We start from the raw sequence: 25,535 nt of genomic DNA on the forward strand, positions 1-25,535 counted from the left end.
ATGAGCGCCGACGAAGCCGCTGCCGAACTCGCCCGTCTCGAAGCGGAGGCCGCTGCCGCCGCGGCGGAGCTGAAACTCGCCCGTGCGCAGGCCGCCCTCGCGGCCGCACGCGCCCAGGCATCGAAGACGGACGCCTCGCCCACCGAGGCTGCGACCGCAGAGACGCCGCCCGGAGGGGCGCCGCCTGCAGAGACGCCGCCCACCGAGATCACGGACGCCGAGCACGCCGCGGCGCCGGATGCCGCCGCGTCCCCGGTCGCGGCGGGTCCGCTCGACGACTCCGAGGTCGCGCGGATCGTCCAGGGCTACACCTTCGACGAGACGACCCTCGACCTCGGCGCCCTCGTCAACGGCGAACCCGTCCGGGAAGCGCAGATCCGCATCCCGCTCGCGATGACCAACCGGCACGGCCTCGTCGCGGGGGCGACCGGCACCGGCAAGACCCGCACGCTGCAGGGACTCGCCGAGCAGCTCGCGGCGAAGGGCGTGCCCGTCTTCGCCGCCGACATCAAGGGCGACCTCACGGGCGTCGCGACGCCGGGCGAGTCGAACCCCAAGCTCCTCGCCCGCACCGAGGCGATCGGGCAGGCGTGGGAACCGGCGGCATCCGTCACGGAGTACTTCGCCCTCGGCGGCATCGGCACCGGGGTTCCCGTGCGCGCGACCGTCACCGGGTTCGGTCCGCTGCTGCTCAGCCGCGTCCTGGGGCTCAACGAGACGCAGGAGTCGAGTCTCGGCCTCGTCTTCCATTACGCCGACGCCCACGGACTCCCGCTCGTCGACCTTTCGGACCTCCGGGCGGTGCTCTCGTACCTGACGAGCGATGAGGGCAAGCCCGAGCTGAAGGACCTCGGCGGCCTGTCGTCCGCGACGGCGGGCGTGATCCTGCGCGAGCTCATCACCTTCGCCGACGGCGGCGCCGACGTCTTCTTCGGGGAACCGGAGTTCGACGTGCACGACTTCCTGCGGACGGGCCCCGACGGGCGCGGCGTCATCTCGCTCCTCGAGGTGCCGGGGATCGCCGACAAGCCCGAACTGTTCTCGACGTTCCTCATGTACCTGCTGGCGGAGCTCTTCGAGATCCTCCCCGAGGTGGGGGATGCCGACAAGCCGAAGCTCGTGTTCTTCTTCGACGAGGCGCACCTGCTGTTCCGCGACGCCTCGAAGGCGTTCACCGCCGCGATCGTGCAGACCGTGCGCCTCATCCGGTCGAAGGGCGTCGGCGTCTTCTTCGTGACGCAGACGCCGAAGGACGTCCCCGCCGACGTGCTCGGCCAGCTCGGGTCGCGCATCCAGCACGCCCTCCGCGCCTTCACCCCCGACGATGCGAAGGCGCTCCGCGCGACGGTGAGCACGTACCCGACGTCGGGATACGACCTCGAACGCGTCCTGCAGGAGCTCGGCACCGGCGAGGCGATCGTCACGGTCATCAACGAGAAGGGCGCCCCCACTCCGGTCGCCTGGACCCGGCTGCGTGCACCGCAGGGTCTCATGTCCCCGACGCCCGCGGCGGCCGTGCAGGCCGTCGTCGCCGCCTCGCCCCTCCTCGCGACCTACGGAACCCCCGTCGACCGGGAGTCCGCGCGAGAGATCCTCGGCGCCAAGATGGCCGCCGCGGACGCCGCCGCCGACGCGGCGAAGGCGGCGACCGAGAAGGCGAAGGCCGACGCCGAGTACGCGAAGCAGAAGGCCGCTGCAGACAAAGCGCAGCAGAAGGCGGAGCGCGACGCCCAGCGGGAGTACGAGCGGATCCTGCGGACGACGGGCGGGAGCACCCGCACGAGCCGCAAGCGAGAGCCTTCCCCCCTCGAGGAGATCCTCGGGTCGAAGACGACGCAGTCGATCATCGGCAGCGTCATCCGCGGTGTGTTCGGGAACGGACGTCGCCGATGAGCGGGGGCGGCGGCATCCGTCCGTTCCGTCCCGGCGACGAGTCGGCGCTCGCGGAGATCTGTCTGCGGACCGCGGATGCCGGGGGTGACGCGACGGGCATCTTCGAGGACGACGCGATCTGGGGGCACATCTGGGCGCTGCCCTACGCTGAACGCCACCCCGATCTCGCCTTCGTGGTCGAGGACGAGCACGGGACGGCGGTGGGCTACGTCGTGGCCACCGACGACACCGATGCATTCGAGGAGTGGTTCCGGACGCAGTGGTGGCCCCGGTTCGCGCATCGCTGGCCGAAGCCCGAGACCGAGGTGACGCGACAGGACGGCACGTTGCTCTACGCCTACGGGCGCGGCGAGAAGCCCGAGCGGTACGCGGACGACTTTCCCGCCCATCTGCACATCGACCTGCTGCCGCAGGCGCAGGGCAGGGGTGCGGGCCGACGACTGATCGAGACGCTCTTCGCCGCGCTCACAGACCGGGGCATCAGAGGACTCCACCTCGTCGCCTCGGCCGAGAACACCGGAGCGATGGCGTTCTACACCCGACTGGGGTTCACGCCGCTGCCCTCATCGCCCGGCTCACGGGCGTACGGAGTCCACCTCTGATCGGTGGACGGGGATCGGCATCGTCGACGTGTCGATGAGCGGGTCCTCGTCCTGGCGTGCGACGACCTCGACCGCCTCTTCGTGTGTCTCGACCGTCGGTACCGACCCGAGCAGGGGGCGCTTCGCGGTCTCCTTCATCGACAGCAGTGCGATGCCCCCGAGAAGCGCGAAGAACATGATGTAGAACGCCGGCATGAACGTGTTCCCGGTCAGGTCGATGAGCGCCTGGCTGAACAGCGGCGTTGTGCCGCCGAACAGCGACACCGAGACGTTGTACGCGATCGCCATGGCACCGAAGCGAGAAGCCGTCGGGAACAGTGCCGGCAATGTCGAGGCTGACACAGCGACGTAGAAGGCCACGGGGATCGCGACCATGCCGAGGGCGACGAAGACAGCCCACTCCTGGCCGATCTGCATGATCGCGAAGGCCGGGATCATGAGGATGATCGTCGACCCGGCGGCGATCATGTACACCGGGCGGCGCCCGATTCGATCGCTCAACCGACCGATGAACGGCAGACATGCCGACATGACGAGGAGAACGGGAACGGTGGCGACCGCGGCGCCGAGGTTCGAGACGCCGACCTCCTTCTCGAGGTACGTCGGCATGTAGCTCGTGAGCGCGTAACCCGCCGTGTTGGTCGCCGCCACGATCGCGATGCCGATGAGCACCTCGCGCCAGTGGTGACGGAGGATGCCGATGATGCCGTGACGCGCGAGAGGATCGTCGCGGTCGGGTTGCTCGTCGGTCCCGGCGGTGTTCTCGTAGGCAGGGGTCTCGGGGATCTTGAGGCGGAACCAGATCGCCACGATCCCGAGGGGGATCGCGACGAGGAACGGGATCCGCCATCCGAAATCGGTCATGGCGGTCTCGCCCCAGACCGACTCGGTGATGATAGTCGTGAGAGCGACGACGGACGCACCGGCGGCGAAGCCGACGTACGACCCGAGGTCCAGCCATGACGACCAGAAGCCGCGCCGCTTGTCGGGGGAGAACTCCGCGACGTAGGTGGTCGCTCCCGCATACTCCCCGCCCGTCGAGAAGCCCTGGATCATCTTCAGGACGTAGAGGGGGATGATGGCCCACAAGCCGATCTGCGCGCTGGTGGGGAGGACGCCGATGAGCGCTGTGGCGAGTGCCATCATCGCCATCGTGAAGAACAGCACCTTCTGGCGCCCGATGCGGTCGCCGAGCGGACCGAGGACGAGCCCGCCGATGGGTCGGACCAGGAAGGAGATCGCGAACCCGAACAGAGTCGCCAGCAGACCCCAGGGCTCCGGAAGATCGGCCGTGAACACCGCGGTGATCGTCACCGCGAGATAGCCGTAGATCCCGAAGTCGAACCACTCCATGAAGTTGCCGACGACCGTTCCGCCGATCGCGGTACGAACGCGCTTGGTATCCACGACGACAACGTCGTCCACCGCCAGCCGGGGAGGCGGCGCCGAGCGGGTCAGTGCTTCGGAGGACGGGGGTACCGAGGGGCGGGATGACCTGGCCATCTCTCCACGGTACGTATCGGATCGTCCCCGTGCATCCGGCTGCGTGTCTCTTGACAAACGCAGCCCGCTGAGCGGGGGCCGGCCCCTCACCAGACCGGTCTATCGTGGCGACATGAGCGAGCTCTCCGCCCCCACCGGCCGTGAACCGGCCCTCGTCGCGCAGCCCCGACCGGACGGGTCCGCGCCTCGTGCACTCGTCCTCGGTGCTACCGGATACCTCGGCGGGCGGCTCGTCCCGCGGCTGCTGTCGGCGGGATACCGCGTGCGGGTCCTCGTCCGCACGCCGGCGCGACTCGCGGCTTTCGTGTGGGGCGGTGATGTCGAGGTCGTCGAGGGCGCTGCCGAAGACGCGGATGCCGTGACCCGGGCGGTCGACGATGTCGACGTGCTGTACTACCTCGTCCATTCGATGGGTGGCGGCGACGACTTCGAGACGAAGGATCTGCGCGCGGCCGAGACCGTCGCCGATGCGGCGGCAGAGGCATCCGTTCGACGGATCGTGTACCTCGGGGGTCTGCACCCGGACGGCGTCGAGCTGAGTCCCCACCTGCGCTCGCGGGTCGAGGTGGGCGAGACACTGCTGCACAGCGGTGCGCCGACGCTCGTCCTGCAGGCCGGTGTCGTCATCGGGTCGGGTTCGGCCTCGTTCGAGATGGTCCGTCACCTGACCGATGTGCTGCCGTACATGCCGGCGCCGAAGTGGGTGCGCAACCGCATCCAGCCGATCGCCGTCCGCGACGTGCTGCACTATCTGCTCGCCGCGGCCCACGTGGATCCGGAGGTCAACCGGGCGGTCGACATCGGCGGCCCGGATGTGCTGCGCTACGGCCAGATGATGAACGGGTACGCCGTCGAGGCCGGGCTCCGCCAGCGGGCGATCGCGGCCCTGCCCGTGCTGACTCCCGGGCTCGCCTCGCACTGGGTGAACCTCGTGACGCCGGTGCCGCGCTCGATCGCCCGTCCGCTCATCGCATCGCTGCAGAACGAGTGCATCATGGACGACCACGACGTCGACGACCTGCTGCCGCGCCCCGAGGGCGGACTCACGCCGTATCGCGAGTCGGTGCGGCTGGCTCTCCGCAAGGTCGAAGCGGACGCCGTGGAGACCAGCTGGCAGGACGCGGAGGTCTCGTCGGTTCCCAGCGACCCGCTGCCGAGCGATCCCGAGTGGGCGGGCCGGCTCGTCTTCACGGACGAGCAGTCCGCGAAGACGTCGGCCAGCCCCGAGCAGCTGTGGCGCGTCATCGTCGGAATCGGCGGGGAGAACGGCTGGTACTCGTCACCGTTCCTCTGGGCCGTTCGCGGCTGGATGGATCGCCTCGTGGGCGGTGTCGGCCTGCAGCGCGGCCGTCGCAGCCGCGGCAAGGTCGCTGCGGGGGACGCGATCGACTTCTGGCGGGTCGAAGCCGTCGAGGAGGGGCATCTGCTCAGGCTCCGCGCCGAGATGAAGGTGCCGGGACTCGCCTGGCTCGAGCTGCGGGCGACGCCCGACGGCTCGGGCTCGCGATACGACCAGCGTGCCGTCTTCTTCCCGACCGGGCTCGCCGGTCGGCTCTACTGGTTCGCCGTCCTCCCCTTCCACGGGTTCATCTTCGCGGGTATGGCGAACCGCATCGCCGCGGCGGCGGAGCGCGAGGCCCCGACAGGCTGAGGCTCAGGGGTTCGTCAGCCGTCCGCCGGCGACCCGCACCGTGCGGTCGACGAGGGATGCCGGGACCGCGGCGTGCGAGATGAGCACGACCGCGTGCGACCCGTCGACGGCTTCCAGCAGATCGGTGAGGAGCGCATCGGCCGCTTCAGGGTCCACCCCCGCGGTCGGCTCGTCCAGGATCAGGACGGGGAACCCGCGCAGAAGCGCCCGCGCGAGCGAGATGCGCTGGGCTTGACCGCCCGACACGAGGGCGCCGCGCTCGCCGACCCGGGCATCGAGTCCGCCACGCGCGCGAAGCCAGTCACCGAGCCCGACCCGCCCCAGCACAGCCTCGAGCTCCGCGTCGGTTGCGGTGTCGCGAGCGAAGAGCAGGTTCTGCCGGATGTCCTCGTCGAAGAGCATCGGATGCTGCTCGCACAGTCCCACGGTCAGGCGCAGGTCGTCGGGCGCGATCTCGTCCACCGGTCTTCCGCCGATCGAGTACTCGCCGCTGACGGCCAGGAACCTCACGAGGGCGTGGGCGAGCGTCGACTTGCCGGCGCCGCTCGCGCCGACGATGTGGAGGCGCTCGCCGGGGCGGACGTCGAGGTCGACGCCCGTGAGCGCGGCCTCGGTCGCGCCCGGCCAGCGGACGTCGACGCCGCGCAGCCGGAGCCCGTCGCCCAGCGACGGGGCCTCGCCCGTCGACGTTCCCTGTGCCGGGATCTCGGCGGGCACCGTCGCCGGGACGACCTTCGCGACACGGGATGCCGCGGCCCGCACGTGCCGCCATGCGGATGCGGCGAGCGGAACGGCCGTGAACACCTCGAACACCGCCATCGGAACGAGAACCGCCACGCCGAGCGCCGGGCCGGAGAGGCCGCCGCCCCCCGCGGCGGGAGCGGCGACGAGGAGGGCGGCGACCGTCGCGCCGCCCGCGGCGAGCGAGACGAGCGCCGCCGTGCCCGCCTGGGCGCCCGCCCGCCGCAGGACCGCGCGGCGGAGGGCGGCATCCGCCTTCCGGACCGCGGCGCGCGAGGCGTCTTCCGCGCCGAAGGCGACGAGCACGTCGAGGCGGGAGAGGTGGTCGAGGACGACGTCGCGGAGCCGGGCGCGCAGGGGGGCGATCGACCGCTCGGCACGGGCGCCCGCCGCCCAGCCCCACGCGAGCGCCGCGAGCGCGGCGCCGACGAGGCACCCCAGCAGCGTGAGGGCGGCCGGCCACCATACGAGGGCGACGAGGATGACCGATCCCGCCGCCACGGTGGCGGACGACACGAGCGGCAGGATCACGCGGAGAGGCAGATCCTGCAGGTCGTCGACGTCGTCGACGAGCGCGGCGGAGGCGTCACCGCGGGAGGACGAGGTGAGACCGGCGGGGGCGTGCGGGAGCAGCCGTCGCACGAGGCCGGTACGCGTTCGGGCGAGCTGTCGGAGGACGGCGTCGTGACTCGACAGGCGCTCGGTGTAGCGGAAGAAGGCCCGCGAGAGGGCGAAGGCGCGAACGCCCACGACCGCCAGCGTGACGTACATGACGAGCGGCTGTTCCGAGGCGCGGACGATCAGCCACGCGCTCACCGCGAGGAGCGCGACGGCCGATGCTTCGGACAGGAACCCCGACGCGAGCGCCCGCCAGAACCGCCGCGGTGTCGGAATCGCGTCGCGCAGCACCTCGCTCGTGGTCGTCACGCGGCCACCTCCGCCGCGCTCAGGCGCACGACGCGGTCGGCGATGGCCCGGGCGCTCTCGCGGTGCGAGACCAGGAGGATCAGCGCCCCGGCATCCGCCACCTGACGCAGCGAGCGCCACAGATGGCTCTCGGCGGCGGCGTCGAGAGCGGCAGACGGCTCGTCGAGCGCGAGCACGGGAGCGTGGCCGCGCAGGTGGCGGGCGAGCGCTCGGGCGACGGCGACGCGCTGGGCCTGACCCCCTGACAGTCCCGCCCCCTGCACCCCGAGCATCCGGTCGGGATCGAGGTCGCCGAGACCCACGAGCCCGAGGGCCTCGCGAACCGTTTCGGCGGGCATGTCGTCGTCGCCGAGGCGGATGTTCTGCGCGATGGTGCCGGCGGCCAGACCCGCGCGCTGGCCCGCCCACCCGAGCCACGACGACGGTGCCAGGGAGGCGACCGGGGCGTCGTCGAACTCGATGCGACCCGTCGTGGGCGCGAACCCGAGCAGTGCCTGCACGAGACTCGATTTGCCGGCCCCACTCGGCCCCTCGATCAGCACGATCTCCCCCGAGCGCGCGTCCAGGGTCACGGGCGGCAGGTCGCGTACGCGCACGTCCAGCACTCGCAGCGTGTGATCCGGCCTCGTCGGCGCGGCTCCCGGCGCAGGAGCAGCGGATGCCGCGGCCGCCTCGTCGAGCACGGCGAAGACGTCCCGCGTCGCCGCGACACCCTCGCTCGAGGCGTGGAACTGCACGCCGACCTGCCGCAGGGGCAGGAAGGCGTCGGGCGCGAGGAGGAGGACGAACAGGCCCACGCTCAACGTCAGCGAGCCGTCGATCAGACGGAACCCGATGGCAACCGCGACGATCGCGACCGAGATCGAGGCGAGGAACTCCAGCGCGAAACCCGAGAGGAACGACACGCGCAGCACCGTCATCGTCTCGCGGCGGTAGTCGTCGGTGACCCGCTCGATCGCGTCGGCAGCGCGACGCTGACGGCCGAACACCGTGAGCGTCGACAGCCCCTGGACGGTGTCGGAGAACCGTGTCGCGAGCCGGGCGAGGGTGTCCCACTGCCGTCGCTGCACGGAGCGCGTCGCGAGGCCGATGAGGATCATGAAGATCGGGATGAGGGGGAGGGTGAGGAGCACCGTGAGCCCCGAGATCGCATCGGCGGACCACATCACCGCGACGATGATCGGCGTCGCGATCACGGTCTGCACGAGCTGCGGCAGGTACCGGCCGACGTACGGTTCGAGCGCGTCGAGTCCCCGACCCGCGACGAGCGCGAGGTGCGACGTGCTGCGCGTCGCGGTCCAACCCGGGCCCAGCCGGGCGACGCCGTCGAGCACCGCCTCCCTCAGTTGCGACTCGACCCGGGCGGACGCCCGGGCCGCGACCCGCTCGCGCAGGAGCGACAGGACGGACCGGGCGAGCACCACACCGGCCAGGGCGACGAGGGTCCCCGCGATATCGGCCCCGGCGATCGCATCCACGATCGCGCGGGTCGTGAAGAAGGCGAAGCCGATGATCGCCGCCGTCTGCAGGAGTGACAGCAGCGCGATGGCGACGAAGAACGAGCGGGATGCCGTCGCGTACCGCCACAGCCGCGGGTCGACCGGTGGCTGCCTCGGCGTGGCCTCATCTGGCATGGCGCGTTCCTCCCGCGTGCTCAGTGAGCGGCCGCGGCATCCGCCTTCTCGATCTGCACCCGCGTGATGCGCTTGCGGAACACCCAGTAGGTCCAGGCCTGGTAGGCGAGGATTCCGGGCAGGAAGATGACCGCCGCCCAGGTCATGACCGTCAGCGTGTAGTCGGTGCTCGACGCGTTCTCGATCGTCAGCGAGTTCGCCGGGTCGGTCGAGGAGGGCATGACGTAGGGGAAGAGGGCGAACCAGAGCATCAGGACCGCGGTGACGATGGTCGCCGCTCCCAGGGCGAAGGCCCACCCGTCGCGGTGGCGGACGTTCGCGACGGCCGAGGCGAGCAGAGCGAGCGCGGCGATGACGCCGCACGCGATGACGGCAGCCACCAGGGGAGCGTCGCGCTCCATCGAGATGAGCGTCGTCCAGACGACGGTCGCCGCCGCGAAGACGATCGTCGGCAGGGCGGCACGGCGGGCGAGACGGTGGGCGTCTTCTTTCACCTGACCGTCGGCCTTCAGTCCGACGAAGTACACGCCGTGGAGGAAGAACAGGAGGAGCGTCGTGATGCCGACGCAGAGGGCGTACGGATTCAGCAGGTCGAGGAGGGTGCCGGTGACGTTCTTGTCGGCGTCGATCGGGACGCCCTGCACGATGTTGCCGAACGCGACGCCCCACAGGAGCGCCGGAACCACCGAGCCGATCACGATCATCCGGTCGAAGCCGCGCTTCCAGGCCAGTCCCTCGCGCTGATGGCGGTACTCGAACGAGACGCCGCGCAGGATCAGGGCGAGCAGGATGAGCAGCAGCGGCAGGTAGAACCCGCTGAAGAGCGTGGCGTACCACTCCGGGAACGCGGCGAATAGGCAGGCGCCGGCGACGATGACCCAGGTCTCGTTGAGGTCCCACACGGGACCGATCGTGTTGATGACCTGGCGGCGCGACACCTCGTCGCGACCGAGGAACGGCAGGCTCATCCCGACGCCGAAGTCGAAGCCGTCGAGCACGAAGTAGCCGACGAAGAACACCCCGACGATGAAGAACCAGAGGTAGGCGAGATCCATGGCGTGCTCCTAGTAGACCGTCGAGGGGGTCTGATCGACCGGCAGGTCCCGAGGGTCGGGGTCATCGGGACCGGGCAGGGGATCCGGGCCCTTCTGCGCGGCTTTCAGGATGAGGCGGAACTCGACGACGGCGAGCGCCGCGTAGATCGCGGTGAAGGCGATCAGGGAGATGAGCACGGTCCAGGCGGGGACGTTGGGCGAGACGCCGTCGGAGGTGTGCATGAGGCCGAAGACGATCCAGGGCTGGCGGCCCATCTCGGTGAAGATCCAGCCGACGAGGCTGCCGAACAGCGGGAGCGGTGCGGACCAGATGGCGACGCGCCACATCCACCCGGCGACGGGACGCGTCGCCTTCCTGCGGGTGACCCAGAGGCCGGCGACCGAGATGAGGGTGGCGATGCCACCGAAGCCCATCATCCAGCGGAACGACCAGTAGGTGACCCAGATCTCGGGCATGTAGTCGATGCCGGCGCCGTACTGCGCGGTGTACTCGGACTGCAGGTCGTTGAGGCCTTCGACGCAGCCGTCGAGCGTGTGCGTGGAGAGGAACGAGAGCAAGTAGGGGACGCGGAGCGACCAGACCTCGGCGGTGCCGTCCGGGGTGCCGATGGAGAAGATCGAGAAGGACGCGTCGGCGCCGCAGGCACTGTTCCACAGCGCCTCGGCGGCGGCCATCTTCATAGGCTGGGTCTCGACCATGACGAGTCCCAGCTGGTCGCCGCTGATCGCGGTGCCGGCGAAGGAGATGATCATGAACCACATGCCGTAGCGGAGTGCAGGCCGCATTGTCTCGACGTGCTGGCCGCGGCGGAGGTGCCACGCGGCGACGGCGATGATGACGGCGGCGGCGAACATGAACGCCGAGAAGATCGTGTGCGGGAAGGCGGCGAGCGCCACCGGATTGGTGAGGAGCTCGAAGAAGTTCTTCAGTTCCGCCCGGCCGGTCTCGGGATTCAGCTGGTACCCGATCGGGTTCTGCATGAACGCGTTGGCGGTGAGGATGAAGTAGGCCGACAGGATCGACCCGAACGCGGTGGCCCAGATGGTGAGCAGATGGATGCGGCGGGGCAGCTTGTCCCACCCGAAGATCCACAATCCGATGAAGGTCGCCTCGAAGAAGAAGGCCATGAGCCCTTCGAAGGCGAGCGGAGCGCCGAACACGTCGCCGACGAAGCGGGAGTAGTCCGACCAGTTCATGCCGAACTGGAACTCCTGCACGATGCCGGTGACCACGCCCATCGCGAAGTTGATCAGGAAGATCTTGCCGAACAGGCGGGTGAGATGCAGCCATTTCACGTCGCCGGTGCGGTGCCAGATCGTCTGGAAGATCGCGACGGTGAGCGCCATGCCGAGCGTCAACGGCACGAACAGGTAGTGGTAGAGCGTCGTCAGTCCGAACTGCAGGCGAGCCAGGATGAGCGGGTCCAGAAAGTCCACGGGCTTGGTCCTTCCACGGGTATGGTCCGACCGTACGACGCCCGGTTCACCGCCGAATCGGATCGGGCCGTGCAAAACACCGCGCCCTCCGCCTACGGTGGACCACATGACTCGCGGTGACAGTTCCCGTGTTCCCGCGATGCTGCGGCGGACGACAGCCTTCACTGCGGTCTGGGTGACCGCGGTGCTCGTCTTGACGGCCGGTCCCGCCGTGGCGGGTGCGGCGCCCGAGCCTTCGCCGACCCCGACGGCATCCCCTTCGCCGACGGCGACGACCGAGCCGTCGCCGACCCCGACGCCCACGCCCACGCCCACGCCGGAACCCTCGCCCTCGCCCTCGCCGAGCCCGTCGCCGTCGCCCAGCCCGGCTCCCGCCCCTCCGGCCGCCCGCGATTCCTCGGCCGCAGCAGCCGCCGCACTGGGAGAGGCGACGACCCCTGTCCTCCCGTCGTCGGTACGACTCACCGGCAGCACCCGGTACACGCTCGCCGCCGGGATCAGCAAAGCGGTCTACCCCCGGGGTGCGCGCACGGTCGTCATCGTCTCGTCCCAGCGCGCTGCCGATCAGCAGCTCGCGGCCTACGTCGCGGGCTCGGTCGGTGGACCGATGCTGCTCGTGGACACCGGGTCGGTCCCCGCCGCGACGGCGTCGGAGATCACTCGTCTCGCGCCGGATCGGATCGTCGTGATGGGCTCGCGCGCTGCCGTCTCGGATGCCGTCGTGAGCCGGCTCTCGGCCGGGCGCACCTCGGTGCGCGTCGACGCGGGCACGACCATGTCGCTGTCGCAGAAGGCACTCGTCGCGGCCACCCCCACCGCGGAGACCGTCTACCTCGTCGACGTGCGCCAGCTCGCTGCGGCACCGGTGGCGGCCGCGACTGCCGCGGCCACCGGTAGCGGATTCCTCGTGGTCGAAGGTGCGCGGCCGCCGTCGCCCGGCGCACTCGCCACGCTGCGCGCCGTCGGTGCACGACAGATCGTCTTCATGAACGGGACGTCGGGGCTCCCCACGTCCTACGGCAACGCGTTGCGCAGCGAGGGGTTCACCGTCGCGAGGCTCGCCGGCGCCGACCGCGCCGGCATCGCCGACTCCGCGACCGCCGAATACCCCTCGACGACGACCCGCGGGGTGGTCACCGCTTCCGCCGAGGCGACCGGATTCGGCTCACCCGCCGCGACCGCACTCGCTGCCACGACGGGGCAGCCGCTCTACTTCAGCGGCGAGCGCTGCCTGTCGGATGCCTCCGCCGCGGTGCTCCAGCGACGGGGCGACAAAGTCCTCGTCGTCGGTCCGACGGCGCAACTGCGCGCCGAGGTCGAGACGGGCAAGGGGTGCACCGCCGTGCGCACCACCCGGCAGGACAAGCTGCGCTCCTCGCTGCAGTCCGCGCTGAACCGGAACTCCTCCTCGTCGTACACGGTGACCGTTCGCGAGGTCGGCGGTCTCGGCGAGACCGTGAGCATGGGCGGCGCGACGCGCCGCGAGCCCGCCAGCATGATGAAGCTCTTCGCCGCGTGGGGAACGTACAAGCGGATCGAGCGGGGTGCGGGTTCGCTGTCCACGCGGCTCGGGTCGGGTCTCACAGTGGGTGAGTGCCTGCGCGAGATGATCTGGATGTCCGACAACTTCTGCCACACCGACCTCGTGCACTGGATCGGCCTGTCGCAGTTGAACAGGGAGATCGCGGCCGCAGGGTACTCCCGGACCGCATACGGGCAGGTCCTGCGCGGGCAGGACGTGCTGTACGCGGGCAACCGCACGACCTCCGACGACCTCACGAACCTGCTCAAGCGGCTGGAGGAGGGGCGTCTGCTGAACGCCACGCACACCCGGCACATGCTCAACCTGATGCACACCCAGCTCTTCCGCTCGCGACTGCCGAACGGCCTGCCGGCCTCTGCGTACCAGGCGTCCAAGCCCGGATCGTTGTGGGTGTCGGGTGGGTTGCTGCAGGCGGACTCGGCCGTGGTCCGCAGCTCGTCGAGTCGGTTCGTGGTCACCGTCATCGGCGCCCCCGGAGCGTCGAAGGCCGGCATCCGGGACATCGCGCGAACCGTGTACTCGCACTTCAACGGGTCGTTCGGAGCGGCCGTGACCCATTCCGACCTTCACGTGCGCACCGTGCGGAACACCCCGTGGTACCGCAGCTCGGCCGGGGGCACCATCGCCGGCACCATTCCGTCGGGAACGCCACTGCAGGTGTCGGACTCCCGACGCCACTGGTACAAGGTGCACTGGCGGGGCGGTTACGCGTGGCTGTACTACCACCACGTCCGCACCAACCTGCGTTACTGACTCCCGCGGGCTGCGGCGTCAGCCGGGCGTCGGCATCAGGCCTCGGGGCGACGGCGGAGCAGCTGGATGACGCACTGCTGCGGATCGCACGACGAGCGCATCCCATCGACGGCGAGCGGCCCGCCTGCCTCGCTGAGAGCGCCCTGCATCAGCCCCAGGTGAACATCGCAGAGCGTCTCGCGGTTGTCGGCCTGGTCGGCGGCGTGCACGCAGGGCGTGAGGTCGATCGTGAGGCCGTCCTCGTCGATCTCCGGGTCGAACCCGCCGTCCAGGAGCTGTTCGACGAGGGCGTCGAGTTGGTGCTGCTCTTCTCCGGTGAGCGATCCGGCCGTATCCGGCATGACGCGACGCATGAGGTCGCCCCGTTCGACGGCGGCCTGGACCTTGCGCCGATGCTCGGGACTCGACACGCTGACCCCGTCGACCGCGCGGTAGAAGACGCGTGGGCGGCCCCGAACGGTCCGCTTCTCGATCTCGGTCGCGACGAATCCGCGTTCGATGAGGCGCTGCAGGTGCTCGCGGACGGTATTGGGGTGGAGCTTCGTCGCCTTCACGAGCTCGCCGACGGTCTGCTGCGGGGTCGTCTGCAGCAAGTGGAGGATCTCCACTCGCGAGGACGTGGAGATGGCGTTGTAGGCCGTCGGGCGCCGGGCCGTCATGGGTCCATTATCGCGGGATGCTCGGCCTGCGGGGGCGCCCCTTGAGTGGGATTCCGCCCTTAATCTGGAGGACATGCGGCATCCCACACCCGACCCGGTCGGACCGGGACAGGAGAGCGTCTGGGACTATCCCCGGCCCCCTCGCGTCGAACCCGTCCCGGGCACCGTGACGATCACCCTCGGCGGAGAGCGCATCGCCTCGACGACCGGAGCCCTGCGGGTCCTGGAGACGAGCCACCCACCGGTCTACTACCTGCCGATCGCGGACTTCGTGCCCGGCGCACTGACTCGGGCGCAGGGAGCATCGTTCTGCGAGTTCAAGGGCGCCGCGCGGTACCTCGACGTCCACGGCGGCGGACGCACTGTGCCCGGCGCGGCATGGAACTACCCGAGCCCCGAGCCGGGATACGAGGAGCTCGCCGACCGCGTGGCGGTCTACGCACAGGAGATGGACGAGTGCACGGTCGCGGGCGAGGTCGTCACCCCGCAACCGGGTCGGTTCTACGGCGGGTGGATCACGTCTCAGGTGGCCGGGCCGTTCAAGGGTGCCCCGGGTTCGATGGGGTGGTGATCAGAGCCCGAGCGAAGGCTGCACGTCCGGCGAGTCGCTCTCGAGGGGCTCCTCGCGGACGAGGTCGGCGACGGAGCTCAGGATCTCGTCGGGTCGGAACGGGTAGCGCTCGATCTCCGCGGCGTCGCTGATGCCGGTGAGCACCAGCACGGTGTGGAGCCCTGCCTCGATGCCGGCGACGACGTCGGTGTCCATGCGGTCGCCGATCATCCCGGTGTTCTCGGAATGGGCGCCGATGCGGTTGAGCGCCGATCGGAACATCATGGGGTTGGGTTTTCCGACGACATAGGGCTCCTTGCCCGTCGCCTTCGTGATGAGCGCGGAGATCGCTCCGGTCGCGGGGAGGACGCCCTGCATGGAGGGACCGGTGGCGTCGGGGTTCGTGGCGATGAAGCGCGACCCGGCGCCGATGAACCTGATCGCCTTGGTGATGGCCTCGAACGAGTAGTTCCGCGTCTCGCCGACGACGACGTAGTCGGGGCTCGTCTCGGTCATGATGAAACCGGCCTCGTGCAGTGCGGTCGTGAGGCCGGCTTCGCCGATGACGAAGGCCGTGCCGCCCGGCTTCTGCGAGGCGAGGAAGTCCGCGGTGGCCAGCGCCGACGTCCAGATCGACTCCTCGGGCACCACGAGCCCCGACGCGCGGAGCCTCGCGCTGAGGTCGCGCGGCGTGAAGATCGAGTTGTTGGTGAGGACGAGGAACGGGGTGCCGTCGTCGCGCCATTGCTCGAGGAGCTCCGCAGCGCCGGGGATCGGCGTGTTCTCGTGGACGAGGACACCGTCCATATCGGTGAGCCAGCACTCGATGTCCGCGCGGGTCCGCATGCGTCCACACTACGCCCGCGACCCTGACTCGCACGGCGGGCCGGGTGGTCCAACCCGCGACGCTCTTGTGGTTAGGCTAACCTTACCTAGCTCCAAGGAAAGGCTCATCCCGACATGTCCCCTCGTTCACGACTGGTCCTCGCCTCCGCCGCCGGCATGATCGCGCTCGCCCTGGCGGGCTGCACCGCCGCCACCGCGCCCGAGCCCGCCGGGGCCTCGGCGGCCTCTGGAACGCGGTCCGTCGAGCACGCCCGCGGCGCGACGGACGTACCCGAGGAGCCCGCCCGTGTCGTGACGCTCGAGCCCCTGGAGCTCGACACCGCGGTGGCGGTCGGCATCACCCCGGTCGGTGCCGCCGTCGCAGGCAATGTGACCTCGATCCCCGCGTACCTCGGTGCCGAGGACGTCACCCCCGTCGGAACCGTCCCCGAGCCGGATCTCGAGGCGATCGCGGCGCTGAAGCCCGATCTGATCCTCGGCACAGAGTCCCGGCACTCGGAGCTCTTCGAGCAGCTGACCGCCATCGCGCCGACCGTCTTCATCGCCTCGCAGGCCGATCCCTGGCGCGAGAACGCGTCGCTCATCGGCGAGGCGCTGGGGCGCGAGGACGAGGTCGCCGAGCTCCTCACCGGCGTCGACGACGAGTGCGCCCGCATCCGCGACGAGTACGACGTCGCCGGTCAGACGGTGCAGCTCATCCGGCCCCGCGACGAGACCACGCTGAGCCTGTACGGCCCGGTGTCGTTCGCCGGCAGCCTGCTCGAGTGCGTGGGCTTCAGCATCCCCGACCAGGAGTGGGAGGACGGCCTGCAGGCGGACCTGTCGCCCGAGAACGTCGCATCCGCGAGGGCCGACCACGTGTTCGTCACGGCGGCCGACGTCGCCGACCGTTCCGCGATCCCCGCCGCCGTCGCGACCGCTTTCCCCGACGCCACGCTGGTCGAAACGAGCACCTGGGTGTCCGGAGTCGGCCCGAAGGGTGCTGCCGCCGTCCTCGGTGACATCGAGCGGTACCTCTCCGCGAACCGGTGACCGCTGCCGCACGTCCAGGGCGCCGCATCCTCGGAGTCGGTGTCGTCGCGGTGGTCCTCGCCGTCGCCGTCATCGCCTCGCTCGCGCTCGGCGCCAACCCGCTCGCTCCGCCCGCGGTGATCGATGCGCTCGCCGGCCGGGGGACGAGTGAGACGGCGTTCGTCGTCTGGGACCTGCGGGTGCCGCGCACCGTCGTCGGCCTCGTCGCCGGCGCGGCGCTCGGGGCGGCCGGAGCACTGATGCAGGCGTTCACGCGCAACCCCCTCGCCGACCCGGGGCTCCTCGGGGTCGGCGCGGGGGCGGCGTTCGCCGTCGCTCTCGGCGTATCGCTGTTCGGTCTGTCCGGTGCGGGGGAGATCGTCTGGCCGGCGTTCGCCGGCGCGCTGCTGGTGACGATGGCGGTCTACGTGATCGGCGCGAGCGGGACGGGCGGGGCCGTGCGCCTGGTCCTTGCGGGCGTCGCGCTCGGCGCCGTCCTCTCGGGGATCACGACGGCCATCACGTTGACCGACCCCGACGCCTTCGACCGGATGCGCGGGTGGAACGCAGGCTCCCTGCTCGGTGCGGGCCTGGACGATCTCGCCGCCATCGCGCCTTTCGCCGCCGCGGGGGCGCTCCTCGCGCTCGTCCTCGCCCCCGGACTCAACGCGATGGCGCTCGGTGACGACGTCGCGCGCGCCCAGGGAGTGGACGTCGGCCGCATCCGGGTCGGGGTGATCGTGGCCGTCACCCTGCTCGCGGGAGCTGCCACGGCGATCGCCGGGCCGATCTCGTTCGTCGGCCTCATGATCCCGCACGCCGTGCGGTGGATCGTGGGGCCCGACCATCGGGCGGTTCTGCCGATGTCGCTTCTCGCCGGGCCCATCCTCGTGCTCGGCGCCGACGTCCTCGGCCGCGTCGTCATCGCCCCCGCCGAGGTCCCGGTCGGGATCGTCGTCGCCTTCGTCGGCGCGCCGCTCCTCATCGCGCTCGCGCGTCGACGGACGGCGAGGGCCCTGTGATGGTGGCGACCACCATGGGCCGCTCGGGCCGGGTGATGCGACCGGTTCGGCCCACCGCCGCACGACCGCGCCGCGTGCTCGCGGTGGGAGCCGCGGCATCCGTCGTGCTCGTCGCGCTGACGACGCTCGGGCTGATCCTTGGAGACTTCCCCGTGCCGCTCGAGCGGATCCCGACGATCCTGGCGGGCGGAGGCGAAGGGATCGAACACACCGTGGTCGTCGACTGGCGGCTGACGCGCGTGATCGCGGCGGTCGGGGTGGGGGCGCTCCTGGGTATCGCAGGCGCGCTCTTCCAGACCGTCACCCGCAACCCGCTCGCGAGCCCCGACATCCTGGGGCTATCGAGCGGCGCGTTCAGCGGCATGCTGCTCACCCTCGTGCTCGTCTCGGCGAGCTGGCAGGCCCTCGTCGCCGGCTCGCTCGTCGGAGGACTCCTGACGGCCGTCGCGATCCAGGTGCTGGCCTCGCGAGAAGGTCTGCAGGGCTTCCGCATCATCGTGGTCGGTATCGGGGTCTCGGCGATGCTCGCATCGATGAACACGTGGTTGCTGCTGCAGGTCGAGCTCGAGACCGCGATGTTCGCGTCGGCGTGGGGCGCGGGGTCGCTCAACGGGGTCGCAGCGGGTCCCGTCGCGGGGGCGCTCGTGGCCGCCCTCCCGATCGCGGTGGGGGCGTTCTGCCTCGTCCCGCGAATGCGGCAGCTCGAGCTCGGTGACGACCTCGCGTCCGCCACGGGCGCCCGTCCGCACGCTGTGCGGGCAGTGGCTCTGCTCCTGGGTGTGGGCCTCGTCTCGGCCGCCACGACCGTCGCCGGTCCCGTCGCCTTCGTCGCGCTCGCGGCCCCGCAGGTCGCCCGCCGCCTCGCGCGCACACCGTCGCTGCCGCTGGGGCCGTCGGCGCTCTTCGGAGCAGTCGTGCTCCTCGCCTCCGACCTCGTCGCGCAGCATGCGTTGCCGACGCCCCTCCCGGTCGGTGTGGTCACCGTCTCGGTCGGCGGCCTCTACCTTCTGTCCGTCATCGTCCTGGAGATCCGTCGTCGTGCCTGATCGCTTTCCCGCCTCCCTCGCCGTCGACCGGGCCTCGTTCGCCTACGCCGACACCCGTGTCGTCGAGCAGCTCTCCCTGCAGATCGAACCCGGCTCGTTCACCGTCATCATCGGCCCGAACGCGTGCGGCAAGTCGACGCTCCTGCGGGGCCTGGCGCGCCTGCTCGCTCCGGAGGAGGGGCAGGTCGTCCTCGATGGTCGGTCGATCGCCCAGATCCCCGCCAAGACACTCGCGCGACGGGTGGGGTTGCTGCCGCAGACCGCCGTCGCTCCCGAGGGGATCACGGTGCGCGACCTCGTCTCGCGGGGCCGATACCCGCATCGGGGGATGCTGCGACCCTGGTCGCCGGCGGACGAGGCGGCCGTCGTCGACGCCCTCGTCGCGACGGGGACGACCCAGCTGGCGGACCGCCCCGTCGACGCCTTGTCGGGCGGCCAGCGCCAGCGGGTATGGATCGCAATGGTCCTCGCCCAGCAGACCGAGGTGCTCCTCCTCGACGAACCGACCACGTATCTCGATGTCGCTCATCAGGTCGAGCTGCTCGAGCTCCTCGCGGCGCTCCACGAGCTGGGACGGACGATCGTCGCTGTGCTGCACGATCTCAATCAGGCGGCCCGTTATGCGACGACCGTCGTCGCCATGCGCGACGGACGGGTCATAGCGGAGGGTCCACCGGCCGAGGTGGTGACGAGCGAGAACGTGTCGGCCGTCTTCGGCCTCGCCAACACCGTCATCCCCGATCCCGTCACGGGAGGGCCGCTCGTCGTCCCGCTCCGGGCGCCCCACACCACGGAGGTCCGACCATGACCGCAGTCCTCGAACGCCCCTGGGCGTACAGCGCCTTCGAGGTGGAGGTCGCCGCGACCGTGAGGCTGAGCATGCGGTTCATCCGGATCACGCTGCGAGGCGACGCGCTGCGGAACTTCGCGGAGTGGGGTCTCGACCAGCGGATCAAGCTCGTGCTGCCGCTCCCGGGCGGAGGGCTCGCGGACTTCGGCCTGCTCGAGGAGCCGACGCCGCATCCCTCGGACTGGTACACCCGGTGGAAGGAGCTCGACGAGTCAGATCGGAACGTCCTCCGCACCTACACGCCGGCAGCCATCCGGGCGGACGTCGGCGAGATCGACGTCGACGTGTACCTGCACACCCCCGCGGGTCCGGCCTCCGCCTGGGCGGCGTCGGCTCGTCCCGGTGACCGCCTCGTCGTGACCGGACCCGACCGCCGCGTGGGCTGGACGGGGTACGGCGTGCACTGGCATCCCGGTTCCGCGCGTCGTGTGCTGCTGGTCGCCGACGAGACCGCGTACCCCGCGGCGCGCAACATCCTGTCGGCGCTGCCCGACGGCGTCGTCGCCGATGTGCTGGTGGATGCCGCGGCCCCCGGCGACGACCTGCTGTCACCGCACGTCGTCGCGCCGCACCGCGTGCGACGCATCGATCGGGAGGATGCAGGCGGACTCGAGCGCGCTGTCGCGGCGTGGGCGAGTGCCACGGCGGGTCTGCCGCGGGACGAGGTCTACGTCTGGCTGGCGGGGGAGTCCGGCACGGTCACCTCGCTCCGGCGCCTGCTCACCGGGCGACTCGACGTGCCGAAGGATCGGGTGTCGTTCCTCGGCTACTGGCGCGAGGGCGGTCCGCTCATCGGCTGAACCGCTCCGGAGCGCTCGCCGGTGAGGTGGCGGCGAAGGGTCGCGACCCACTCGCCGGTCGCGTCGAGGTGAGCGTCGTGGCTCCCCTGTGAGAGGTCGGCGCGACGCGTCTGCGGACGGCGGGCGATCAACTCGTCGCGCTGCGCCGCGGTGAACATGCCGTCCTTCCCGAAGACGACGAGCGTCGGCACGGTGAGGCTCTCCCACGCCGTCCACTGAGGTCGATGCACGTCTTCCAGGACGGCCGCCATGACATCCGCGTCGAATCGCGGCGACAGGCCTGCGGGCGTTTCCTCGAAGTCGGCGATCCAGGCGCGGGAGAGGGGCGAGTCGCCGAGGAACGCGAGCGCCGCGGCGGGGTCCGCGAACGGCGTCGGCCACGACGCGAAGAAGCTGCCGAGTGCCGCGGCCTCGCCCGGGCGTCCTCCTTCCGCGTGACCTTCGAGCATGACGATGTCCGCGACGAGATCGGGGTGGGTCGCAGCGGTCAGGAACGCGGTGTGCGCGCCCATCGACTGGCCGACGAGCGTCGCCGGGTCCCGTGGTGAGAACAGGTCGATCACCGCGACGACATCCTCGACGAAGGCGCGGCGCGAGAGATCCCCCGGTCGCCGGGTGCTCCGTCCGTGCCCGCGCTGGTCCAGGGCGACGATACGGAAGGAGTCCGTGAGCGCCTCGGCCGTCGCGACCATTTCGGCCGCGCTTCCGGCCAGGCCGTGAAGAAGGACGAGGAGGGGCCCGGCTCCGCCCGCGTCGAGGACGGACAGGTCGACGTCGCCGCGGGTGATGCGTCGCCGGGTGATCGTCACGGGGTCACGCTAGCCGACGCGGTCCCGCCCGGGGTTCGGCCTCAGGCGGTGGCGACCGCGTTGGTCGGCACCCAGCCCAGCGACGGGGCGACGTAGCGTGCGAACGACTCCACGAGGCGCAGGTTGAACGCGACGCCCAGCTGGCTCGGGATGGTCAGCATGAGGGTGTCGGCTTCCCGCACCGCGGCGTCGTGCTGCAGCTGCTCGACGAGTTCATCGGGCGTGCCCGCGTAGGTCTTGCCGAACGTCGAGCGCATCCCGTCGATTATGCCGATCTGGTCGCCGTCGGAGCGTCCGCCGAAGTACATGGCATCTTCCGCCGTGGTGATCGGGAAGATGCTGCGGCTCACCGAGACCCGCGGCGTACCGGCGTGACCGGCCTCGCGCCACGAGGTGCGGAAGGCGTCAATCTGCTCTGCCTGCAGGATGTCGAACGGACGCCCGTCCGCGGACGTGAGGAGTGTCGAGGACATGAGGTTGACCCCCATCCGGCCCGCCCACTCGGCCGAGTCGCGGTTGCCCGCGCCCCACCACACCCGCGAGCGCAGCCCGGGGGAGTGCGGCTCGATGCGCTGCAGCCCCTGTCCGCCGCCGAACGGGCTGTGCGGGTCGCTCTCGGCGAGACCCTCGCCGTCGATCGCGCGCAGGAACAGGTCGAAGTGCTCGCGGGCGAGGTCGGCGCCGCGGGGGTCCTGGGACCCGGTGTAGCCGAACGTCTCGTAGCCGCGGACGACGCTCTCGGGTGAGCCACGGCTCACGCCCAGGGCGAGCCGCCCGTCGCTGATGAGGTCCAGCGCCGCCGCCTCTTCGGCGAGGTACAGCGGGTTCTCGTAGCGCATGTCGATGACGCCGGTCCCGACCTCGATGTGCGAGGTCCGCGCGGCGATCGCGGCGAGCAGCGGCATGGGGGAGGCCTGCTGCCGGGCGAAGTGGTGCACGCGGAAGTAGGCGCCGTTCACCCCGAGCTCGTCCATGCCCTGAGCGAGGTCGATTGCCTGCGTCAGCGACTCGCCGGCGGTGAGTTCGCGACCCCCGCCGAGGGGGCCGTAGTGGCCGAAGGACAGCGTTCCGAAGCTCTGCATACCCGGAACAACGCAGCGGCCGCGGCATCCATTCCGTTGAATATGGATGCCGCGGCCGGAGACGCTGCGGGGGCCGTCAGTTCGCGGGGACGAGCACGCGCAGGGCGTCGACCCACGACGTGGTGGGACGGCCGATGAGGTCGGTCAGATCGGTCTCGGTGGCGTCGAGCGCGCCGCTCGCGATGCCGGCGTCGAGGGCCACGACGAACCCGACCGTGCCCTCGTCGAGGCCGAACGATGCCAGGCGGGCCGCCAGCTCTTCGGGTGTCGCGGGAGCGTAGACGACCTCGCGCCCGAGGACCTCGCCCATCGCCGCGGCGATGTCGGCGTACGTCGCGCGAGGGCCTGCGAGCTCGTAGGTCCGGCCGATGTGGGCATCGTCGAGCATGACCGCAGCGGCGGCTTCGGCGAAGTCGATCCGCGCGGCAGCCGAGATGGCGGCATCGCCGACCGCGGCGGAGAGAACTCCGGTCTGCGCAGCCGTGGCGAGGTCGCCGGCCGAGTTCTCGATGTACCAGTTGTTGCGCAGGAGCACGGCGGGGATGTCGCTGGCCGCGATGGCCTCTTCGGTCGCCTTGTGGTCGGGAGCGAGGACGAGCTCGCTCGTGTCGGCGTGCGAGACGCTCGTGTAGGCCAGCTTCTTCACGCCGGCGCGCGCGGCCGCCTCGATGACGTTGACGTGGCCGGCCAGGCGTGCGCCCGGGTCGGAGCCCGAGATCAGGAGAACGCTGTCGACGCCCTCGAGAGCAGTGTCGATCGACTCGGGCACGGTGTAGTCCAGCGGGACGACGCGGACGCCCTTGTCGGCGAGGTCGGCGGCCTTCGCCACGGTGCGTGCGCCGGCGACGATGCTGTCGGGCGAGACGCCGCGGGCGAGGAGGGCGTCGATGACGAGGTGGCCGAGCTGTCCGCTGGCGGCGGTGACGAGGATGGTCATGGCGAGTCCTTTCGGTGATCGGGCGAGATGCGCGACACGAGAGGGAACCCCCGTCGGGGGCCGAAACATTCCTCGAGGAGGGTACCCACTTTCAGGTAAGCTGCTGACATGTCCGTCAGTTACGCGCAGATGCAGCAGGAGTCTCCGGGGATCTTCACGGAGGCCTGCCCCACGCGTACCGTGCTCGACCACATCACGAGCAAGTGGGGCATCCTCGTCCTCCTCTCACTCACCGATGGCACGCTCCGCTGGGGTGAGCTGCGACGCAGCGTCGACGGCATCAGCGAGAAGATGCTCGCCACGACCCTCCGCACCCTCGCCGCCGACGGCCTGGTCGCGCGCACGTCGTACCCCGAGGTCCCGCCGCGCGTCGAGTACTCCTTGACCCCCCGAGGCGTCGAGCTGATGGAGCGCGTCATGCCGCTCATGACGTGGATTCAGGTCAACGCAGACGACATCGTCCGTCGCTGAGGTCGGGCCCCGGGCATCCGTCAGCGTGTCAGGATCGAATCCATGACTGCTCTCGGTACGAGTGACCTGACCGTGTTCCCCCTGTCGTTCGGCGGCAACGTCTTCGGCTGGACCGCGGACCGCGACACCTCCTTCGCCGTCCTCGATGCGTTCACCGCCGCCGGCGGCGACTTCATCGACTCGGCGGACGTCTACAGCGCATGGGCGCCGGGCAACTCCGGCGGCGAGAGCGAGACGATCCTCGGCGAGTGGCTCGCTTCGCGGCGGCCGTCGGACGTCGTCGTGGCGACGAAGGTGTCGAAGCACCCCGAGTTCCCCGGTCTGTCGGCCGGCACCGTGCGGGCCGGTGCCGAGGCCTCGCTGAAGCGCCTCGGCGTCGACACGATCGACGTCTACTACGCGCACGCCGAAGACGACGCGACTCCGCTGGCAGAGACCGTCGCCGCGTTCGGCGCGCTCGTCTCCGACGGCCTCATCCGCTACCCGGCGATCTCGAACTTCTCCGCCGAGAACACCCGGGAGTGGGTGCGCCTGGCCCGCGAGCAGGGTGTCGCGGAGCCGATCGTCACCCAGCCCCGGTACAACCTCGTCGACCGCGCCATCGAGCGGGCCGTCAAGCCCGCTGCGGAGGAGCTCGGCCTCACGGTCGTCCCGTACTCGGCCCTGGCCAGCGGGTTCCTCACCGGCAAGTACCGCTCCACCGACGCGTCGGGTCAGACCTCTCCCCGTGCCGGATCGGCGGCGGCCTACGCGACCCCGGAAGGACTCGCGGTGCTCTCGGTGCTCGATGACGTCGCCGCGGCGCACGACGTGGCCCCGGCATCCGTCGCCCTCGCCTGGCTGCGCGCGAAGGGCACCGTCCCCATCGCGTCGGCGTCGCGCGTCGACCAGGTGGACGCGCTCATCGCCGGCGCGACGATCGACCTCGCCGCCGACGAGGTCTCCGCCCTCGATGCGGCGTCCGCTCCGTTCGTCGGCTGACTCCGACGCACGTGGGCGCGGTCAGAGCAGGCGTTCCATGCCGGCGATGAACGCGTCCACGTCGAACCGGAACTGCGCTTCGCCGTGGTTGTCGACAGCGGCGTCGATGAGTTCGCGCAGAACGGGGTAGCCCCCGGTCGACGCGTCGAGCGCGTCTCGGAGATGCGCGACCTGCGGATCCTGCGCGGAGTAGCCGGCGGTCACGACCTCGCGCGCGAAGCCCTGGCAGATGCTCATCAGCAGGTGCATGCCGCGGCTCGTCGTCTCGAGGCCGAAGCCCGCCGCGCGCAGCCGGGCAGCCAGCTCCTCGGCGGGGTCGATGATGGCGAGGTCGTCCGGCGTCGTGAACGGAAGATGGTCGACCCAGGCGCCGATGTCCATCAGGCTCGAGGACAGTGCTCCCGCGTAGCCGCGGCACGCATCCTGCCAGGTCGAGCCGAGATCGAACTCCGACGACGAGAACCGGCGACGGAAGGCATCCACCGCGAGCATCTCGAGGAGGCTCTCGCGGTCCGTCACGTGATGGTTGAGTGCCTTCCGGTCGACGCCGAGGGCGTCGGCGACCTGCTGCATCGTGAGGGTCGCCGGGTCGAGGTCCCGTGCCGCGTTCAGGATGCGCTCTCGGTCGAGCCCTGCTCGCGTGCCGCGACCGCGACGGGTCGTTCCGGTCATGAGACTCCCTTTTGCGGTGGCGCCGCCGAGAGTATCATTTCCCGGGCGGGAATAACCCGC

At 70.8% G+C, this 25,535-nt stretch carries 23 protein-coding genes; 12 read left to right on the plus strand and 11 right to left on the minus strand.

The window, feature by feature from the left end; all coding sequences use genetic code 11:
• Both BLP38_RS01405 and BLP38_RS01410 read left to right on the plus strand, forming a co-directional pair.
• Nucleotides 1-1,893, plus strand: coding sequence for a helicase HerA-like domain-containing protein (locus tag BLP38_RS01405; protein WP_091351919.1), 1,893 nt, complete (start codon nt 1-3; stop codon nt 1,891-1,893).
• Complete coding sequence (locus BLP38_RS01410) at nt 1,890-2,495, plus strand: GNAT family N-acetyltransferase (RefSeq protein WP_091351921.1); 606 nt, start codon at nt 1,890-1,892, stop codon at nt 2,493-2,495. Before BLP38_RS01405 ends, BLP38_RS01410 begins: the two co-directional genes overlap by 4 nt.
• Here the strand turns inward: BLP38_RS01410 and BLP38_RS01415 are convergent.
• A complete protein-coding gene (locus tag BLP38_RS01415; protein WP_091351924.1) occupies nt 2,469-3,920 on the minus strand; it encodes an MFS transporter in 1,452 nt (483 codons plus the stop codon). The two genes, BLP38_RS01410 and BLP38_RS01415, sit on opposite strands and share 27 nt — an antisense overlap.
• 190 nt (nt 3,921-4,110) lie before the next feature.
• On the opposite strand from BLP38_RS01415, the gene BLP38_RS01420 reads away from it, so the two are divergent.
• Nucleotides 4,111-5,649, plus strand: a complete 1,539-nt coding sequence (locus BLP38_RS01420) for an SDR family oxidoreductase (protein WP_091351926.1) — start codon at nt 4,111-4,113, stop codon at nt 5,647-5,649.
• Between the two features lie 3 nt (nt 5,650-5,652).
• Here BLP38_RS01420 and cydC read toward each other — a convergent pair whose 3' ends face one another.
• Genes cydC through BLP38_RS01440 form a run of 4 tightly spaced genes read right to left on the minus strand, consistent with a single transcriptional unit; the run spans nt 5,653 to nt 11,443 of the window.
• A complete protein-coding gene (cydC, locus tag BLP38_RS01425) occupies nt 5,653-7,317 on the minus strand; it encodes a thiol reductant ABC exporter subunit CydC (RefSeq protein ID WP_091351929.1) in 1,665 nt (554 codons plus the stop codon).
• Nucleotides 7,314-8,951 (minus strand): thiol reductant ABC exporter subunit CydD, encoded by a 1,638-nt coding sequence (gene cydD, locus BLP38_RS01430; protein WP_091351931.1) that lies wholly within the window; start codon nt 8,949-8,951, stop codon nt 7,314-7,316. The genes cydC and cydD overlap by 4 nt, the downstream gene beginning before the upstream one ends.
• 20 nt (nt 8,952-8,971) lie before the next feature.
• Nucleotides 8,972-10,006, minus strand: coding sequence for a cytochrome d ubiquinol oxidase subunit II (gene cydB / locus BLP38_RS01435; RefSeq protein ID WP_091351932.1), 1,035 nt, complete (start codon nt 10,004-10,006; stop codon nt 8,972-8,974).
• A gap of 9 nt (nt 10,007-10,015) precedes the next feature.
• On the minus strand, nt 10,016-11,443 hold the full coding sequence (locus BLP38_RS01440) for a cytochrome ubiquinol oxidase subunit I (protein ID WP_091351934.1): 1,428 nt from the start codon (nt 11,441-11,443) through the stop codon (nt 10,016-10,018).
• A 106-nt stretch (nt 11,444-11,549) separates the two neighbouring features.
• Here BLP38_RS01440 and BLP38_RS01445 point away from each other — a divergent pair, with 106 nt between their 5' ends.
• On the plus strand, nt 11,550-13,739 hold the full coding sequence (locus BLP38_RS01445) for a serine hydrolase (RefSeq protein WP_231916540.1): 2,190 nt from the start codon (nt 11,550-11,552) through the stop codon (nt 13,737-13,739).
• 35 nt (nt 13,740-13,774) lie between these two features.
• Here BLP38_RS01445 and BLP38_RS01450 read toward each other — a convergent pair whose 3' ends face one another.
• Nucleotides 13,775-14,398: a helix-turn-helix transcriptional regulator gene (locus tag BLP38_RS01450; protein WP_091351936.1), complete on the minus strand. Its 624-nt coding sequence runs from the start codon at nt 14,396-14,398 to the stop codon at nt 13,775-13,777.
• Nucleotides 14,399-14,471: 73 nt separating this feature from the next.
• Between BLP38_RS01450 and BLP38_RS01455 the strand changes: the two genes are divergently transcribed.
• The gene (locus tag BLP38_RS01455; protein WP_091351938.1) at nt 14,472-14,969 is read left to right on the plus strand and encodes a DUF427 domain-containing protein; all 498 of its coding nucleotides are present in this window, start codon (nt 14,472-14,474) and stop codon (nt 14,967-14,969) included.
• Here BLP38_RS01455 and BLP38_RS01460 read toward each other — a convergent pair whose 3' ends face one another.
• Nucleotides 14,970-15,794 carry an HAD-IIA family hydrolase gene (locus tag BLP38_RS01460; RefSeq protein WP_091351940.1) on the minus strand — a complete coding sequence of 275 codons (825 nt, stop codon included), beginning with the start codon at nt 15,792-15,794 and terminating at the stop codon, nt 14,970-14,972. It abuts the gene before it with no gap.
• A gap of 114 nt (nt 15,795-15,908) precedes the next feature.
• Between BLP38_RS01460 and BLP38_RS01465 the strand changes: the two genes are divergently transcribed.
• The 5 genes from BLP38_RS01465 to BLP38_RS01485 are packed head-to-tail and all read left to right on the plus strand — an operon-like array spanning nt 15,909 to nt 20,523.
• Nucleotides 15,909-16,826: an ABC transporter substrate-binding protein gene (locus tag BLP38_RS01465; RefSeq protein ID WP_231916541.1), complete on the plus strand. Its 918-nt coding sequence runs from the start codon at nt 15,909-15,911 to the stop codon at nt 16,824-16,826.
• Nucleotides 16,823-17,827 carry a FecCD family ABC transporter permease gene (locus BLP38_RS01470; protein ID WP_091351943.1) on the plus strand — a complete coding sequence of 335 codons (1,005 nt, stop codon included), beginning with the start codon at nt 16,823-16,825 and terminating at the stop codon, nt 17,825-17,827. Before BLP38_RS01465 ends, BLP38_RS01470 begins: the two co-directional genes overlap by 4 nt.
• Nucleotides 17,827-18,873 carry a FecCD family ABC transporter permease gene (locus BLP38_RS01475; protein WP_091351946.1) on the plus strand — a complete coding sequence of 349 codons (1,047 nt, stop codon included), beginning with the start codon at nt 17,827-17,829 and terminating at the stop codon, nt 18,871-18,873. Before BLP38_RS01470 ends, BLP38_RS01475 begins: the two co-directional genes overlap by 1 nt.
• Entirely contained in the window at nt 18,866-19,681 is an 816-nt protein-coding gene (locus BLP38_RS01480; protein ID WP_091351948.1) for an ABC transporter ATP-binding protein, read from the plus strand. Before BLP38_RS01475 ends, BLP38_RS01480 begins: the two co-directional genes overlap by 8 nt.
• Nucleotides 19,678-20,523: a siderophore-interacting protein gene (locus tag BLP38_RS01485; protein ID WP_091351951.1), complete on the plus strand. Its 846-nt coding sequence runs from the start codon at nt 19,678-19,680 to the stop codon at nt 20,521-20,523. The genes BLP38_RS01480 and BLP38_RS01485 overlap by 4 nt, the downstream gene beginning before the upstream one ends.
• Here BLP38_RS01485 and BLP38_RS01490 read toward each other — a convergent pair.
• The 3 genes from BLP38_RS01490 to BLP38_RS01500 all read right to left on the minus strand — a co-directional run bounded on the left by BLP38_RS01490 (nt 20,490) and on the right by BLP38_RS01500 (nt 23,351).
• Nucleotides 20,490-21,332 carry an alpha/beta fold hydrolase gene (locus BLP38_RS01490; RefSeq protein ID WP_091351953.1) on the minus strand — a complete coding sequence of 281 codons (843 nt, stop codon included), beginning with the start codon at nt 21,330-21,332 and terminating at the stop codon, nt 20,490-20,492. The two genes, BLP38_RS01485 and BLP38_RS01490, sit on opposite strands and share 34 nt — an antisense overlap.
• A gap of 41 nt (nt 21,333-21,373) precedes the next feature.
• The gene (locus tag BLP38_RS01495; RefSeq protein ID WP_091351955.1) at nt 21,374-22,414 is read right to left on the minus strand and encodes an LLM class flavin-dependent oxidoreductase; all 1,041 of its coding nucleotides are present in this window, start codon (nt 22,412-22,414) and stop codon (nt 21,374-21,376) included.
• 76 nt (nt 22,415-22,490) lie between these two features.
• Nucleotides 22,491-23,351 (minus strand): SDR family oxidoreductase, encoded by an 861-nt coding sequence (locus tag BLP38_RS01500; protein ID WP_091351957.1) that lies wholly within the window; start codon nt 23,349-23,351, stop codon nt 22,491-22,493.
• A gap of 108 nt (nt 23,352-23,459) precedes the next feature.
• Between BLP38_RS01500 and BLP38_RS01505 the strand changes: the two genes are divergently transcribed.
• Together BLP38_RS01505 and BLP38_RS01510 are read left to right on the plus strand one after the other, a co-directional pair.
• Complete coding sequence (locus BLP38_RS01505; protein ID WP_091351960.1) at nt 23,460-23,822, plus strand: winged helix-turn-helix transcriptional regulator; 363 nt, start codon at nt 23,460-23,462, stop codon at nt 23,820-23,822.
• A 42-nt stretch (nt 23,823-23,864) separates the two neighbouring features.
• Nucleotides 23,865-24,803 (plus strand): aldo/keto reductase, encoded by a 939-nt coding sequence (locus BLP38_RS01510; RefSeq protein WP_091351962.1) that lies wholly within the window; start codon nt 23,865-23,867, stop codon nt 24,801-24,803.
• A gap of 21 nt (nt 24,804-24,824) precedes the next feature.
• Here the strand turns inward: BLP38_RS01510 and BLP38_RS01515 are convergent, their stop codons facing one another.
• Nucleotides 24,825-25,475 carry a TetR/AcrR family transcriptional regulator C-terminal domain-containing protein gene (locus BLP38_RS01515; RefSeq protein ID WP_091351964.1) on the minus strand — a complete coding sequence of 217 codons (651 nt, stop codon included), beginning with the start codon at nt 25,473-25,475 and terminating at the stop codon, nt 24,825-24,827.
• Nucleotides 25,476-25,535 lie beyond the last annotated feature (60 nt).

It is taken from the genome of Microbacterium sp. LKL04 (genome assembly GCF_900102005.1).
Lineage (GTDB): Bacteria > Actinomycetota > Actinomycetes > Actinomycetales > Microbacteriaceae > Microbacterium.